The organism is Dyadobacter sp. HNCC25DJ184 (assembly GCF_056895215.1).
Map to the genome: position 1 here is coordinate 156,605 of NZ_JBXHAQ010000015.1, position 15,077 is coordinate 171,681.

General features: G+C 42.7%; 14 protein-coding genes. 8 read left to right on the forward strand and 6 right to left on the reverse strand.

The window, feature by feature from the left end:
- Nucleotides 1-67 precede the first annotated feature (67 nt).
- On the reverse strand, nt 68-292 hold the full coding sequence (locus AC1XUD_RS21070) for a CDGSH iron-sulfur domain-containing protein (RefSeq protein WP_483362996.1): 225 nt from the start codon (nt 290-292) through the stop codon (nt 68-70).
- A gap of 153 nt (nt 293-445) precedes the next feature.
- Between AC1XUD_RS21070 and AC1XUD_RS21075 the strand changes: the two genes are divergently transcribed.
- Nucleotides 446-1,828, forward strand: coding sequence for a leucine-rich repeat domain-containing protein (locus tag AC1XUD_RS21075; RefSeq protein ID WP_483362997.1), 1,383 nt, complete (start codon nt 446-448; stop codon nt 1,826-1,828).
- An 85-nt stretch (nt 1,829-1,913) separates the two neighbouring features.
- Nucleotides 1,914-2,396 carry a YdeI/OmpD-associated family protein gene (locus AC1XUD_RS21080; RefSeq protein WP_483362998.1) on the forward strand — a complete coding sequence of 161 codons (483 nt, stop codon included), beginning with the start codon at nt 1,914-1,916 and terminating at the stop codon, nt 2,394-2,396.
- Between the two features lie 114 nt (nt 2,397-2,510).
- Here the strand turns inward: AC1XUD_RS21080 and AC1XUD_RS21085 are convergent, their stop codons facing one another.
- From AC1XUD_RS21085 to AC1XUD_RS21105, 5 genes are all read right to left on the reverse strand, one after another.
- Complete coding sequence (locus tag AC1XUD_RS21085; protein WP_483362999.1) at nt 2,511-4,490, reverse strand: response regulator; 1,980 nt, start codon at nt 4,488-4,490, stop codon at nt 2,511-2,513.
- Nucleotides 4,491-4,519: 29 nt separating this feature from the next.
- Entirely contained in the window at nt 4,520-4,927 is a 408-nt protein-coding gene (locus AC1XUD_RS21090; protein ID WP_483363000.1) for a response regulator, read from the reverse strand.
- A 66-nt stretch (nt 4,928-4,993) separates the two neighbouring features.
- Entirely contained in the window at nt 4,994-6,328 is a 1,335-nt protein-coding gene (locus AC1XUD_RS21095; protein ID WP_483363001.1) for a sensor histidine kinase, read from the reverse strand.
- A gap of 1 nt (nt 6,329) precedes the next feature.
- Nucleotides 6,330-7,451: an FIST signal transduction protein gene (locus AC1XUD_RS21100; protein ID WP_483363002.1), complete on the reverse strand. Its 1,122-nt coding sequence runs from the start codon at nt 7,449-7,451 to the stop codon at nt 6,330-6,332.
- Between the two features lie 151 nt (nt 7,452-7,602).
- Nucleotides 7,603-8,946, reverse strand: a complete 1,344-nt coding sequence (locus AC1XUD_RS21105; protein ID WP_483363003.1) for a deoxyguanosinetriphosphate triphosphohydrolase — start codon at nt 8,944-8,946, stop codon at nt 7,603-7,605.
- Between the two features lie 143 nt (nt 8,947-9,089).
- Here AC1XUD_RS21105 and AC1XUD_RS21110 point away from each other — a divergent pair, with 143 nt between their 5' ends.
- The 6 genes from AC1XUD_RS21110 to AC1XUD_RS21135 all read left to right on the forward strand — a co-directional run bounded on the left by AC1XUD_RS21110 (nt 9,090) and on the right by AC1XUD_RS21135 (nt 14,946).
- A complete protein-coding gene (locus tag AC1XUD_RS21110) occupies nt 9,090-10,151 on the forward strand; it encodes a DUF3500 domain-containing protein (RefSeq protein ID WP_483363004.1) in 1,062 nt (353 codons plus the stop codon).
- Between the two features lie 149 nt (nt 10,152-10,300).
- Nucleotides 10,301-10,897 (forward strand): pseudouridine synthase, encoded by a 597-nt coding sequence (locus tag AC1XUD_RS21115; RefSeq protein ID WP_483363005.1) that lies wholly within the window; start codon nt 10,301-10,303, stop codon nt 10,895-10,897.
- Nucleotides 10,898-10,929: 32 nt separating this feature from the next.
- Nucleotides 10,930-11,298, forward strand: a complete 369-nt coding sequence (locus AC1XUD_RS21120; RefSeq protein WP_483363006.1) for a YccF domain-containing protein — start codon at nt 10,930-10,932, stop codon at nt 11,296-11,298.
- Nucleotides 11,298-12,266 carry an NAD(P)H-quinone oxidoreductase gene (locus AC1XUD_RS21125; protein WP_483363007.1) on the forward strand — a complete coding sequence of 323 codons (969 nt, stop codon included), beginning with the start codon at nt 11,298-11,300 and terminating at the stop codon, nt 12,264-12,266. The genes AC1XUD_RS21120 and AC1XUD_RS21125 overlap by 1 nt, the downstream gene beginning before the upstream one ends.
- A gap of 266 nt (nt 12,267-12,532) precedes the next feature.
- Nucleotides 12,533-14,422: a right-handed parallel beta-helix repeat-containing protein gene (locus AC1XUD_RS21130; RefSeq protein ID WP_483363008.1), complete on the forward strand. Its 1,890-nt coding sequence runs from the start codon at nt 12,533-12,535 to the stop codon at nt 14,420-14,422.
- Between the two features lie 62 nt (nt 14,423-14,484).
- Nucleotides 14,485-14,946: an SRPBCC domain-containing protein gene (locus AC1XUD_RS21135; RefSeq protein ID WP_483363009.1), complete on the forward strand. Its 462-nt coding sequence runs from the start codon at nt 14,485-14,487 to the stop codon at nt 14,944-14,946.
- Nucleotides 14,947-15,077 lie beyond the last annotated feature (131 nt).

The following is a 15,077-nucleotide window of genomic DNA, read 5'->3' on the forward strand; positions in this document are numbered from 1 at the left end:
TTTGTTTTGAACCATTAAGGAGTTAAGAATTGATGAATCATAACTCCTTAATGGTAAAGAATTTAATCTAAACTTTTTTAGGAGGCAGCTCAAATGCTACTGCATTGTGTTCAAAATGGCCTTTATGCGATCCATCACAGAACGGTTTGTTGACCGACATGCCACAACGGCAAATGGATACAATCGTTCTTCCCTGCAAACCGTATGCATTGCCCTGCGCATCTACAATTTCGAAGTCGCCGTCTACTTTGAGTGAACCGTTGTTGTTAACGGTCAGTTTTACTTTTGTCATCGTGAATAATTTTGCACAAAGGTAAGCACTCAATTTTTTGGATGCGGGGAGAAATTGTAATTTATCATGATTACAAATGGGGTATTTGCAATAACTAATTATTTAGTTATATTTGGACATGTAAATTAATTATATATCCAAAAAAGAGCAGCCATGAAGTTTTTCCTGACATTTTGTTTGACTTGTTTTGTTTTGCATGGTTTCGCGCAGACTCAGTTTCATGATTGGGATAAAATGGAATTGATAAAAGCGCAGCAATTAGTTCAGCCATACTTGACTTTTCAGACTGATACTGCTCTTGTCAGAAAATTTTCCAGAAAATTGGATAGTACCCTCACAATAGCATTTGGAAAGAAGTTTTCTCCCGGTTTTTCAACGAATGCAACTATCTGTGTAAGCAAATCGGGGAATGTGGATCATGTTGTGTTTTCTTTTGATAACGACTTAAATAAGCTGGACAGCGTTAAAAAGAATGAGGTTCTAAAAAAGCGGAACGCGGCTTTATTGCAAGTATGCCAGTCAATGAACTTCATTGCTCGGAACAAGAACTGGTCATTGAGTATCTATCATTACTTTGGAATGCCCCGTCGTGAAAAACATTCCGGCGATAGTTTGCTGACGCAAGTTCAGGATTTGGAAACATATCGTGACAGTCTGAAAATCAAGAAGATATACCTTGATAATCTGGAGCTTACCGGAGTGCCCGATGCGATATACCGGTTCCCGAATCTGGAAGAGCTTTTTATAAATGCGAATTGGATTACTTCGTTGCGCATTGATTTTCAAAAACTTCCAAGACTAACTCAACTGCATGCGAATCAAAACAGACTAACAAAAGACAGCCTATTTTTCACTGAAAATAAAAACCTCAGGATTCTTAATCTCAACCAAAACAAGTTTGATGACATTCCAGTTGCAGTGGAGAATTGTAAGAAACTGGAGAGCCTTTGGCTGGCGGCCAATGATCTGAAATCGTTATCGGGAGGAGGATTGAAATATGCGAAAAAGATAAGGGATCTTAATTTGTACCAAACCAAAATCAACTCGGTTCCCAAAGAGTTGAAAAAGCTGAAACGGCTCGAAGTGCTGGATTTATACCATAATGAACTAACAGAGGTTCCCGCTGGAGTAATTCGACTTAAACGCCTTACTCATCTGGCAGTTTCCCATAATAAGATTAAAGCATTGCCCGAAAAACTATATCGCCTGAAAAGATTGCATACGTTATACGCCCATCATAACTGGCTGGCGTCTATGCCGAAGCGTTTTGGCAGAATGCAAAGAATTCAGACGCTTGATTTGGGATATAACTGGTTTGCCAGCTTTCCTGAAAGTATTGTGAAGTTGAAGAACCTGAAAGAACTTGATTTTTCATCGAATTATTTAACGGATTTCCCCACTGCGATACTTCAGGTTGGGAATATCGAAAAGTTGTTTCTGCGTGGGAATCCCTTTTTACGAGATGGAGATGCTGAAAAAAGATTCGGAGCGCAATTGGGATTGCTGAAGGACAGAAATATTGAAGTTTTCTATTAGCCACAGCTTAGTTCGAAAATCGTTTCAGTATTTTATCATTCTCTTGAGAAATCATACTTTAGAGCGAATATGTAAAGTATGATCCATGAAGTTACTGGTTGACAAAGTATATACCCTCTCAAAAATGGCCGGAAAAGGCGGCTGGACGTTCATCGTCATTTCAGAAATCGGACCGGAAGTGAAGCGGCATTATGGAAGCGTTAGTGTAACCGGGCAAATCGATGATTACGAATTAAAGCAAGTCAATCTGATGCCAATGAAGTCCGGAGAGTTGTTTTTTCCGGTAAAGGCGGAAATTCGAAAAAATATTCAAAAAGAGGCAGGGGATCAGGTCAGGCTGGTTTTATATTCAATAGAGGAGACAGTTGACGTAGAATCTGATTTCAAACTTTGCCTGGAGGAAGAACCGAAAGCGTTGAAGAATTTCGAGAAACTCAAGAAAAAAGAGCAAACCGAGATTTTGGATTGGTTATCCTCCAGCCGATCAGAAGATGAACGTATCAACAGAATGGCCCGGGCCATCGACCAGCTACTAGTGGCAAGCAAACCGCTCGACTACCGGAGATAGAAATTTGCGTTCGGCCGTCGACTTTCAGCTGTCAGAATCGTTCCGAAAACGACATTTCGCCGATTGCGAAAGCAGCTTTGTTTGTTAGTGCCTTTGTGGCCAAGGACATTAATTTCAGTTCTCAAATTGCATCAAATTTCTGCTGATAGCCTCCATCAACTCTCCCGCGCGAAACGGCTTTGTTACGAAATCGCTAAAACAACATTCGACAATTTCGGGAGAGGTTCTTGCGAAAGTATCCGCTGTAAAGGCAATGACGGGCACATGATTATACGACGGATGGTGCTCCCGGATATGCTTCATTGCAGTGATACCATCCATTACCGGCATTTGTAAGTCCATGAGGATGAGGTCATATTGATCCTCGTTGAGTTTAGTAAGCAGTTCCTGTCCATTGTTACATATCACAAATTGTGCCTCCCATTTTTTGAGAATGCTTTGTAATAGAAGCTGATTGGCAAGAATGTCTTCGGCTGCCAGTATCTTGTATGGTTTTAGCGAAAAATTGGTAATAGGTCCGGTAACTGGTGCAGGCAGAATCGGTGTTACCGCCTTTCCGAAATTGATTTTAACACTGAAAGTGGAGCCGACGCCTTCCTCGCTTTTCACGTCTATCGACCCATTCATCATTTCAGAAATACTCTTCGTGATCGCCAGCCCAAGGCCTGTTCCCCCTAAAAACTTGGAGGCATCACTCACATGTGCCTGAGAAAAGCTGTCGAAAATGATCGATAATTTGTCAGCAGGAATTCCAACTCCTGAGTCTTCTATATCAAAGAGAATATCAAAGCTGTCCTTATATTCACGAACCATCTCCGCCGAAACCCGGATATAACCCTGATTCGTAAATTTAATGGAGTTCCCGATCAGGTTCACAAATATCTGGTTGATTCGATAGGGATCGCCGATCACGCGTTCAGGGATATTGTCGGAAATTTTGATTGAAAGCTCCAGATTCTTTTCTCTCGCCCTCACTTCAAATGTCTTCCTCAGGTTTTCGAATTTATCGCGAAGGTCAAATTCGAATTTTTCGAGAGAAAACTTACCGGCCTCAATTTTCGAGAAGTCCAGAATATCATTCAAAATCACCATCAGATTGTCTGCTGAGTACTTGATCGTGTCCAGATGCTCTCTGTCCTGCCCTGGCAAAGTGCTGGTTAGCAATAGCTCAGTGAAACCGATAATGGCGTTCATCGGAGTACGGATCTCATGGCTCATAGTTGACAAGAAATCGGCTTTTATTTTGGCCGCCTGCTCCGCTATTTTTTTGGCTTCAATTAATTCTTTTTCGGCGAGTTTTCGGGCGGTGATATCAATAGCCATGCCTAATACCTCTTTTACTTTTCCTTTTTTGGTTCGCCTGAATGGCACTTCGCGCGTGATGATCCAGATATCAGTTCCATCGCGGTGTCTCAGCCTGAATTCCGTTTCAAGTACTTCGCCCTCAGCCAAATTGTGTTTGATATTATAATAGTGTTTCCTGAACATATACTGATCCTGATTATTGATAATCATGGTCAGTATTTCCTTGTCAGAGCCCTGCAGTTCCGATTCAGTATATCCGAGAATTTTCCAGATCTGCTTGTTATGAAAGATATTGGTCCACCGGACAATATCGATCACATAAATGATATTGGGCGACAGGAGGGCCATTTTTTCAATAAATTCCTCCTTTTCCCTGAGCTGCTTTTGCGTCTTTTTGCTTTTTTCATCCGCTTCCGCCATAAGCAAAAGGGTGTGAAAGGTTTTGGTCAAAACTTCCGAACTGATATCCGCTTTGGAGATATAGTCCATCGCCCCGGATTTCATGATTTCGACGGCCAGTTTTTCGTCGCCGTGAGAAGTTAAAACAATAGCCGGAACGTGAGGATAGGATTGTCTGACATGCAAGAGCAGTTCGAGGCCATTCTTCTTGGGAAGCTGATAGTCGATGAATATGCACGTGGGCTGCCAGATTTTCAACAATCCGATGGCCTCATCCGCGTTTGTGCATGTTCTTATTTCGTCAATTTTAAACTGACTTTTGTCAATGGCTCGTTTAAACTGGAGCGCATCAACGTGGTCATCTTCCACGAGAAGTATTGAGATCGCCATGATGGATTCTTATAGGAGGGATAGATCTGCTATTCGGGATACTCACAGAGCGTCCAATAGCTATTCAAAATGGATACAGCACCAATAAATTTTTCCATGGACAAAGGCTTCAATATATAGCCGGCAACGTTCAGGTTAAATGCGTCAATTTTGTCACCATCTTCGTTGGAGGTTGTCATGACAAACACCGATAATTTACAAAGTTCCGGGTCTTTCCTCAGTTCCTTTAAGAATTCAATACCACCCATTTTAGGCATATTGAGATCCAGCAATATGATTTTGGGACCTATGTTTTTTTCGGTCGGAGACCGCAATATTTCAAGTGCTTCTAACCCGTTATGTGCCACAAGGAGTGGGTTGGATATATTGTTTTTCTTGAACGCCCTTTTGACATTCATGATATCAACCTCATCGTCTTCTACAAGTAGTATGGTCATTGGAACAGGGTTTGGAACATTCATTTTTTAATAATTAAGGTTGGGGTAATTTAGAGGTAGTGCTTTTTATTCGGGTATTTTGTTTTCATTTTTTGGCCACGAAAAAGAGAAAGTGGTGCCCTCTGTCATACGGGAGTCTACTTTGATATCGCCGCCTTTTTCCTGTACAATTTTCTTAACAATGGCCAATCCCACACCCGTGCTTTCCACTTCATCTCTGGATTGGAGCGTCTGGAATATCACAAAAATCTTCTCATGGTATTCCGGACTGATTCCCGGCCCATTGTCTTTTACGTAAAATTCGAGCCAGTCGCCATTATCCGTCCATCCGATCGTGATCCGGATATCGTTTTTATCATTGTATTTGATACCATTCGAAACCAGATTCTGAAGTGTTTGTAGTAAAGCTATCTTTTCGGAAGTCAGTTCTATATCCCCGTCGCCTTCCACTGTAAAAGTGATCTTTTTGCCATCGCAGAAAGTCTCACACAATTCATCACTGATACTCTTGATCCGAAATCTATCTTTATTCGTCTTGATTCTACCTGCTCTGGAATATGCCAGAATTCCGTTGATCAAACCTTCCATGCGATGCACCCGACCTCGAAGCAGCGTAAATTGTTCTTTTGTATCTGCTTCCAGCAAATGCTCAAGATCTTCCTGAATCCATTCCGAAAGATTGTTGATTGCGCGGAGCGGGGCCTTCAAATCATGACTGACCACATATGCAAACTGGTCCAGTTCAGAATTGATCTTTTCCAGGTCGCGCATATATGCCTGCACTTTCTTTTCTGCTTCTATCCGGTCCGTGACGTCCACCATCGTGCCTATATAGCCTCCAATTTCTCCGTTTGGCGAAGTGTGGTTTCGAATTGAGGCACTTACCCACCTTTCCTCCTTGTCATGGGTGAAGATTTTCAGCGTCTCTTCCTTGTAAACATAGTCTAGACCCAGAATCTGCCGAATCTTGATTTTTGTTTCTGACGGAAGCGGAAATTCGTCCCAACTTTTACCAAGACTTTCTGAAACGGTATATCCCGTAATATCTTCCCAGGCTTTATTAAGGTATACAATTTTTCCATCCGAATCGAGCTGAATCAGCACTTCGGATATACTTTCCACCACTTCAGTCAACCGCTTGTTGGTATGCGCTGCTTCCTGCGTTTTTTCATCAGCAATTCGGATCAGCTCCTTATTGGCTTTAAAAAGTTCTGCTGAGCTTTGCTCCAATATGTTTTCAACCCGGGCAATATCATCGTGAAATTCCAGATATGCCTGGTTTACCGACCCCAGAAATTCCTGAAGATCAGGATGCTCAGCGAGCTCTGGTGGCAACGATTTACGAATCTGCCGCTTAAGTAGCCGGTGATATGATATTTCGGTGGGTTCCAGAATCTCCATATTATTCCCTGAAAGTGGTGATGGTCATGGTTTGATTGTGCAGCTCGGTGCCGGAGTCCTGGCCGAATGGGGCAAGTTCTCCATACGAATAAAAGCCCGTTATTGCAGGTCTTCCTAAAACTTCCGAAACACACTCAACTTCTTCTTCCACCATTTGTTTTAATACTAATTTTCTGCCCACACAGCTTACCAGCAATGCGAATTCCGGAGTGTCAGCCTCCCCGTCGGATGCAACCTGAGCGGCTTCTTCCGCTCCGTTAATCAGCCTGTCATTATTAGCCTTCATCAATCTCACGAACGATCCTTCGGGTATATCCCCGGCAAACGTGAGGCTTTTTTGTTCTTCATTAATGCCCAGAATGGTACGCACTACGGGCGTTTTATCCTCGCTTTCGCGCATGCTTAACGGAAACAGAAGTCCTGATGCTGGCAGCTCTTTGGCCTTATCACCTAAAAATGATTTGTACAAATCCAGCGCAGGTTGATGGTCGATTTCAAAAAGAACATTCTCCTCTGACCTTGTAACAAGTCGGTCAAGGCCGAAGCTGTCCCAACCGCCGCGCGAACCGAAACTCACGGAAAGCGTATCTCCATAAAAGCCGAGTGCCATAATGCTTCCGGAAATGACGTCTCCGTCAGGCTCAATTATTACGGTTTTTTGAAAATTTGGTCCATCTGCGGCAAGTCCGCCTGTAAGCGTTACATGATCGGGAAGTGCTTTTTGAATACCTTTCACCAGTTCCGATCCATTTACTTTCAACCCATCCGAAATAACAAAAACATGTTTAAGACCTTCAAAAGGCAGTAACGAAACTAGTTTGCTGCCGGCCTCGCGGCTCTTGAAATCAACTTCTTCCAGTGTAATTTTTGCAGCCAGCACTTTAACTTTTTCAAATTGAATTGCCGTAGCAATGATCGTATTATCGGAAACAGATTCATTCGCGATTTCACCAGCTGTGGAGCAGCCTGCAAAAATAGCATCGGGGTATGCTGCTTTTAGAAAGGAAGTTACCTGCTTTGTTTCTAGCAGTTCTCTACATCCGAAAATAAAGATTACATCGGGAGAAATAGAAAAATACTGTAGAGTGGCATCAGCAGCATAAACAAGCTGATCTGTTTTCATATTTGACGCACAGTTTCGATGACGTTTAAGCTAACAATTTACAAAAAAATCAGACGCTTGATTGTACGAAATATGATGAGGCTCATTTTTTTGTGACCTTATTTGTCAAACGTCGACATGTTGTGCCAACCGTAGCGTAATTTTCTGATTATTAAGCAATAGAAGGGAACGATATACCCTTGATCTTTCTAAATAATTCGACTGCATATAAGTCGGTCATCCCTGACACGAAATCGAGAACGGTTTGAATTTTTGAATAGGTATCAGTCTGTTTGGTAATAAATTGCTTTGGTATCAGATCCACCAGCTTTCTCGAATAATGGGAATTATTGTTCAGATATGCCGGAATGAATTCTTCGAGGAGTCCGCCCATAACTTTGTAGCCTGCTACCTCAATCTGCACCACGGACGAGTAATTATATATCTTATTGACGGAGATTTTCTCAATTTCTTTCATCGCCGAATTGAACGGTTCAGGAATACTTCCGATCAGACTTTTGTTAAAACTTCCATCAAGAAACGCCTCCTGTTCATTGAAAAACAATTCAGAACAGGCTGATATGAGCGTATTGATAGATTTGGCACGAAGCAAACTTACTTTGGCATCCATATCCTCCACGTCTTCCAGTCGTGCAGGTAGTTTGGGGTCGTTACAAAGTTTTAATAACAAGGTTTCCACTTCGTGATAGGAGAGGATTTTCAGCCTGTGCGCATCTTCCAGGTCGATAATATTGTAACAGATATCATCGGCAGCTTCTACCAGATATACCAGTGGATGGCGTTTGAAAATCAACGGATTATCACTCGCCTGGATCAGTTGCAAGTCATCCGCTATTTTCTGAAAACCCTTTTGCTCCGATTGAAAGAAACCATATTTCTTGGTGTGAATATGCGCCTTGTTATGGCCTGCAATTGCCTCACAAGGATATTTGGCAATAGCGGCCAACGTTGAGTAAGTCAACGCAAAGCTTCCATATCCTTTGCCTGCATAGGGGTGCGTCAAGATGCGAAACGCGTTTGCATTTCCCTCAAAATGAGTCAAATCCGCCCATTGTTCTTCTGTTACTTCGCTTTTCAATCGGGCACCGTCACCTTCCGTGAAATAATGCGAAATTGCCGCTTCACCGGAGTGGCCAAAGGCGGGATTTCCCAAATCGTGGGCAAGACAAGCCGCCGCAACGATATTGCCTACTTCGCTGATCAAAGGAAGTCGTTTGTCTATAGCCGGATCAACAGCCGCCATTTTGTTGTAAAAAATACGACCAAGTGATCTGCCAACACTCGCTACTTCAAGACTGTGGGTCAGCCTGTTATGGACAAATACGCTTCCGGGTAATGGAAAAACCTGCGTTTTGTTTTGAAGTCGACGGAAGGGTGAAGAGAATATCAAGCGGTCGTAATCCCGCTGAAATTCGGACCGGGCTTCGGCCTGATCTTCAATATATTTATCTTCACTTCCCCACCTTTTGGCAGACAACAATTTTTCCCAGTTCATATTTTAACACGTTTCCGCAAAGCTAAGCGATGACATCGGAAATACGGATATAAGGTCAGATTTTCAAAAATCTGGAAACGGGTATATCGTTTAATATTTCGCTTTTCATCATATCAGTCAGTACACTTAAAAATGTGAATGATATGAAGAATTTACGTTTTCGAACATCCTTGCAAGTAGCAATCTTTTTTAGCGTTGCGTTAAACGCATTTGGACAAAAAACGCCTGATGAAGCCACGCGAAGAATGATATCCAACATGGGAACGGCGGTGAAGTCGTTTGTCGGTACTTTGGACGAGAAAAACATTGCAAAAGTGGTATACCCATTTTCTTCCGAGGTAAGGTTTGAGTGGTATTACACCCCTCACGAAAGAAAAGGCATTGCTTTGAAGGATATGACAGAGAAACAGCGCCAGGCCACGACCGCTATTTTGAAAAGTGTATTAAGTGAAAACGGATTGCTCAAGGCCGAGCAAATTATTGACCTGGAAAATGTACTCCGTGTTATCGAAAGCAGGCCGCCCAATGATACCTATCGTGATCCGGGAAATTACCTTTTGGTGCTTTTTGGCACGGTGGGCAACGATCCATGGGGCTGGAGAATGGAAGGGCATCATTTGTCGGTTCAAATTACGGTGGCAAATGGTCAGATATCATTTACACCCGGATTTATGGGTAGTAACCCTGGGAAAGTGCTGGCCGATGTTCCTCAGAAGGGCCGCGTGATTCTGAAGGAAGAACAAGACCTTGCATTTCAACTGTTAAAAAGCCTGAATGCGACTCAGAAAAGTCAGTGCCTGCTATCGGAAAAAGCTCCTAATGAAATATTTACCGCCAATAGCCGTAAGGCAATTTTGCAGAAAAAAGAGGGCATCCCGTATTCTGCACTAACTGAGGAGCAGAAAGGTATGTTTAAAAAATTGGTGCTAAGCTATCTCAACCGATATCAGGTGACACTAAAAAATCAAGCGTGGGCCAAGCTGGAAAAGAGTGGTCTGGATAATATTTATTTTGCCTGGCTTGGAGACCAGGAACCTGTAATTGGCCCGGGTCACGGTCATTATTACCGAATTCATGCGCCAACGATGATCATCGAATTTGACAATACCCAAAACGATGGAAATCATATCCATTCCGTTGTGCGCGATCTGGAGAATGATTTTGGCGATGATTTGTTAGGTACGCATTATCAAAAAGAGCATTAAGTTTAATTTAAACGCAGAGTTAGAAGAGTTGAACGCGGAGTAATGCAGAAGTTGACTTTACGCTGTGCACAAAACTCTCGTAACTCTGCGTTTATATTCGGAAAGGTGTCCATTATCTTTGACGAAGTTTTTTCATAAATCTTTTCAAAGTGCAGGAGCCACATCACCGTTATTTTTTGGTCAATAAACCTTCCGGGATGGTTTCTCAGTTTATCAGCCCGGATCCGGTTCGGCTATTAGGAGAACTGGATTTTGCGTTTCCAGAAGGCACACACGCGATAGGACGACTGGATGGCGATTCAGAAGGATTACTTTTATTGACCACCAACAAGAAGATTACCAATCTGTTATTCAATGGGCCTATTGGCCACGATAGGGCATATCTTGTTCAGGTTCGAGGCGTAGTGACACAGGAGACAGTAGAACGCCTGAGAAATGGTATACCGATTATTGTGGAAGGAGGGGCGTTGTATACTACCAACCCATGTAAAGTAGAGCTGGTTGATGTTCCTGAGTCAAAATACGCCGAATTGCCACGGGAAAAGGAGTATGTGCCTTATAGTTGGCTTTTAATCACTTTACAGCAAGGAAAATTCCGGCAAGTCAGGAAAATGGCCATGGCCGCGGGACATCGCGTGAAAAGGTTGATACGGGTATCCATCGAGGACATAGCCATCGGTGATATGAAGCCAGGCGAGATAAAAGAAATAAGTGAAGTCGAGTTTTTTAGTAAATTGAGGCTCTGAGTTTGTCACTGCCATTAAACTTACACACGCATATGAATTTGATAGGGAATATTTTATGGTTGATTTTTGGCGGGTTTGCCGTTTTTCTGGAATATATGCTCGCGGGGCTGGTTTTGTGCATGACCGTCATTGGCATTCCTTTCGGAATCCAGTGTTTTAAGATTGGAATGCTCACACTATTTCCGTTCGGTCAGAAGATAAAAACTTCGTCCTCTTCAGGAGTAGCCTCCTTCTTTTTCAATATACTCTGGATCATTTTCGCTGGCTTTTGGATTGCGCTTACGCACCTGTTTTTCGGCATATTGCTAGCTATCACAATCATCGGAATTCCTTTCGCACAGCAGCATTTTAAGTTAATGAAGCTGTCGTTTACGCCTTTCGGTAAAGAAATTTACTCGTGATGAAAGCTGTCGTAATTACCAAACCGGGCGGTGCGGAAGTGCTCCGTGTTGAAGAAAGGCCTGTTCCTGAGCCTTCTAGCACTCAGGTCAGAATCAAAGTCAGAGCAGCAGGGGTAAACAGACCGGATATTTATCAGCGAAAGGGCAATTACCCACCCCCAGCATGGGCGCCCGCAGATATACCGGGACTCGAAGTTGCGGGCGTGATTGATGCAATCGGGGATAATGCAGGTCAAAGATATATAGGCGAAAAGGTGTGTGCTTTGGTCGTTGGAGGTGGATATGCGGAATATGTATTGGCCGAAGCAGGGCATTGTTTGCCAGTTCCTGAAAATCTAACTTTTGTTGAAGCGGCGTCGTTACCTGAGACGGTTTTTACCGTTTGGCACAATGTATTTGAGAGAGGTTTGCTAAAAAAAGACGAACATTTTCTGGTGCATGGCGGAAGTAGCGGAATTGGAATAACGGCCATTCAACTGGCTAAAATTTTCGGAGCTAAAGTATATGCTACGGCCGGGACTGACGAAAAATGCGAAGCTTGCATTCAGTTGGGAGCGGATATGTGCGTCAATTACCGTCAACAGGATTTTGAAAAGGAACTCAAACCTGTGGGTCTGGATGTAATTTTGGATATGGTTGGTGGCGAATATATCCCCAAAAACCTCAATCTGCTGAACCCTGATGGTCGGCTTGTCTTTATTAATACGATTACGGGTGCAAAAATGCTGACCGATTTTAGCCAGATCGTCGGTAAAAGATTGACTGTCACGGGTAGTACTTTACGTAACCGCGACAATACCTTTAAAGCAAAACTTACTTCGGAAATTCTTTCCCATGTCTGGCCTCTACTCCAATCCGGCAGTTTTAAGCCATTGATATATAAGACTTTTGCCCTTGATGATGCCAGATTGGCTCACGAGATGATTGAATCCAGTGAGCATATTGGGAAGGTTGTACTGGAGGTTTAGCATACCATGCTTTTTCAGATAGACAGTCATCCATTTTTTTTATAACGAATTGAAAATTAATCGGTTCCGTGTCTCGTCCTCCCACGTTTCTTTCCACTTGGTATAGTTCTTTTGAACTCATATCATCATAAAAGCTCATGATTGAAATTGCCTGTTTCACTACTATTTAAAATAAAGGATTAAAAAAATGCAGGTTAGGCCTGCTTATTCACAACCATTAAAATTTGGTTGTTTAGAAGAAATCACACTTATACATCTTCACTAAAATGGAAAAATCTAAATTACTCCTAATACTGTTTTTTGCAACGATATTTGCGCTCCCTTCAATCACTTTTGCCGCAACTGAGAAATTTAATAATTCTAAAACTGCCGGCCGGCATGACGATGAGCTATTTGCTTTACCGGATACAATAAAAAAAGAAAAAAGTCTTACCGGAAGTCAAGGGACGATTCCATATTTATCGTTGAATGACTTTAGAAAAGGAGCCGCGAACGGGGCGAAGGTTATATACATTCAGGAGGGTACAAAGTCCGGTATTTTTTTGCAAGATACCTCTAAAGAGCCACTGACTGACGATAGCAGCATGGTGCTGGTCAATGGGGGCATCAGATATAAAAGGGAGGATATAGGATACATCAGGCCGGAATGGTTCGGTGCAAATCCTCAGGATAACAATGATGATGGCTCGGCCCTGCAAAAAACGCTGAATAAGGCTACCACGAACGGTTTGGATATCGTGTTGTCGCCAGGTGTATATTACACTTCGGTAGGGTTGTCACTAAAAGCGCTGACACAGAATGGTCGAATTGTATATAAAATAACCATTTCTGGTGTGGGAGAGGGACGATCGTCGATCAAGGGAATGAAGGGTATTGAAGGGCAGGATCTTCTCTTTATGAACCCGGGAAATATAAAAGATGCCGTGAATTATGTGACAATCAAAAATTTGGCATTACTGGCGAACGGAGCGAATCGGTGCTTCTGGGCTTCGGCGGCAGGTTACATAAAATTTGAAAATGTAATGTTTCATGGTGGAGAAGATGTTTGCGTAAAGATAGGGACATATGGTAAAGCTGAATGCTATAGTATCTATTTTACAAGATGCTATTTTAATGGGCAAACTGCGAACGGAGGTCAGAACAACACGTTGCTGCAGCTGCACCAAACCAGGATGGCAGTTGTAAATGAGATGGAAAGTGATGGGGGAAAGTATTCGATCGATTTGTATGGCAGCGACAAAGCAACTATCGTGAACTGCAAATTAGAAGGGGCCAAGGGGGCAGGGATATTGATCAGGGGAGGCTACGGAGGAGAACATAAAATCTCAAACAATTTAATAAATGTTTATGCAAGTAGTGGCAGCGGTGATATAAATAACCAGTATGACGGGTCAATTAGTGGAATTGAACTTGCGGGAGGTGGGTATAACAACATTAGCAACAACCAGATTCTGGTTCCAAACACGGAAACATACAAGGGATTATTTTCTGTTACAAAGCTCCAGGGAAAACTGGCAGTTGGGCCAGCCAGGTCAGTATCCGGTAAAAACGGTGGGAAGGCCAAATTGACGGCTTTTAATAAGGATAAAAATACGATATGGCTAACGGGAATTGAGGGGGGATTTAAGCCAGGTGAAACAGTAACACAAACGGAAACAGGCGCTACGTTTGTGGTGGGGGAAAGCATGGATAATAATAGTTATGGAATAAAAATCACCAGTGGGGCATATACGATAATTACAGGAAATACGATACGTCTTAACCCCAGCTATGGAATATACAATACGTCTGACGGGATTATATTTAATTCGAATTTTGTAGAGGCTCTCAAATGGGGCATCAATACAACAAACACGATGGTGGCAACCGGAAATCAGATCAGCGTGCCAAAAGGTGTTGCGATCCAACGAGGGGCTAATAATGATGTAACAGCCATTGCAAACCGGTTTATGGGTGGAGATCTGGTGAATTTTTCCGAAAAAGCTTCGGCCGATAATTCTAAGCAAGCAGCCTTAAATAATAAAAACGCATCAAATGCCGCTTCTGTATCGTCAGATATTCCGGTATATACGGACAACTACTCGGCAACGAAAGGAGGGCTGGCCACTGGCGCCATTTATAGGACTCCAACAGGGGAATTGAGGGTGAAATATTAACGAAGCTGGTATGATTTGTGGATTAGCTGTAAATTCGGATTCGACACTTAAAGCCAATTCAAATGATGCGCCACGCCGAAGCCCAAATAAGAGTCAGAAAGTCGCCCGGTGAAGTATTTAACGCCTTTATAGATCCTGATGTGACCCGAAATTTTTGGTTCACAAAAGGGAGCGGAAAACTTGAAGTCGCCAAACGGGTTACCTGGGAATGGGAAATGTATCAGATTTCTTTTCAGGTGATGGCTACGGAAATTGTTGAAAACGAAAAGCTGGTCTTTCACTGGTTTACGGGCGAACATCCTACAGTGGTGGAGATAAATTTCAAAGCTTTATCTGACGGAACAACTTTTGTTCATGTTCGGCAGACTGGTTTTACAGGAGATGCTGACGCAATTTTGGCCGCAGTGAGAGATGCCACTAGCGGCTTTGCACATGTACTTTGCGGGTTAAAAGTTTATCTGGAGCACGGTTTCAATCCCAATATTATTGTGGATGTGTTTCCGAAGGAAGCAGGGGGACATTAGGTGTTTCTCTTACGCGACTTACTTTTCGGTATTTAATTGAAGTTTTGGGTTTTAGTCAGGCGTTGTCTGGGGAATGGTCATTGATTGTTTGGGAAAGGATTTACTTGGAAAATAAGTCCGATCGTCTATTG

Bases quoted from the DNA above. Each gene is read 5' to 3' on its own strand.
- AC1XUD_RS21070 (WP_483362996.1), bottom strand. From the start codon at position 292: ATGACAAAAGTAAAACTGACCGTTAACAACAACGGTTCACTCAAAGTA.
- AC1XUD_RS21075 (WP_483362997.1), top strand. From the start codon at position 446: ATGAAGTTTTTCCTGACATTTTGTTTGACTTGTTTTGTTTTGCATGGT.
- AC1XUD_RS21080 (WP_483362998.1), top strand. From the start codon at position 1,914: ATGAAGTTACTGGTTGACAAAGTATATACCCTCTCAAAAATGGCCGGA.
- AC1XUD_RS21085 (WP_483362999.1), bottom strand. From the start codon at position 4,490: ATGGCGATCTCAATACTTCTCGTGGAAGATGACCACGTTGATGCGCTC.
- AC1XUD_RS21090 (WP_483363000.1), bottom strand. From the start codon at position 4,927: ATGACCATACTACTTGTAGAAGACGATGAGGTTGATATCATGAATGTC.
- AC1XUD_RS21095 (WP_483363001.1), bottom strand. From the start codon at position 6,328: ATGGAGATTCTGGAACCCACCGAAATATCATATCACCGGCTACTTAAG.
- AC1XUD_RS21100 (WP_483363002.1), bottom strand. From the start codon at position 7,451: ATGAAAACAGATCAGCTTGTTTATGCTGCTGATGCCACTCTACAGTAT.
- AC1XUD_RS21105 (WP_483363003.1), bottom strand. From the start codon at position 8,946: ATGAACTGGGAAAAATTGTTGTCTGCCAAAAGGTGGGGAAGTGAAGAT.
- AC1XUD_RS21110 (WP_483363004.1), top strand. From the start codon at position 9,090: ATGAAGAATTTACGTTTTCGAACATCCTTGCAAGTAGCAATCTTTTTT.
- AC1XUD_RS21120 (WP_483363006.1), top strand. From the start codon at position 10,930: ATGAATTTGATAGGGAATATTTTATGGTTGATTTTTGGCGGGTTTGCC.
- AC1XUD_RS21125 (WP_483363007.1), top strand. From the start codon at position 11,298: ATGAAAGCTGTCGTAATTACCAAACCGGGCGGTGCGGAAGTGCTCCGT.
- AC1XUD_RS21130 (WP_483363008.1), top strand. From the start codon at position 12,533: ATGGAAAAATCTAAATTACTCCTAATACTGTTTTTTGCAACGATATTT.
- AC1XUD_RS21135 (WP_483363009.1), top strand. From the start codon at position 14,485: ATGATGCGCCACGCCGAAGCCCAAATAAGAGTCAGAAAGTCGCCCGGT.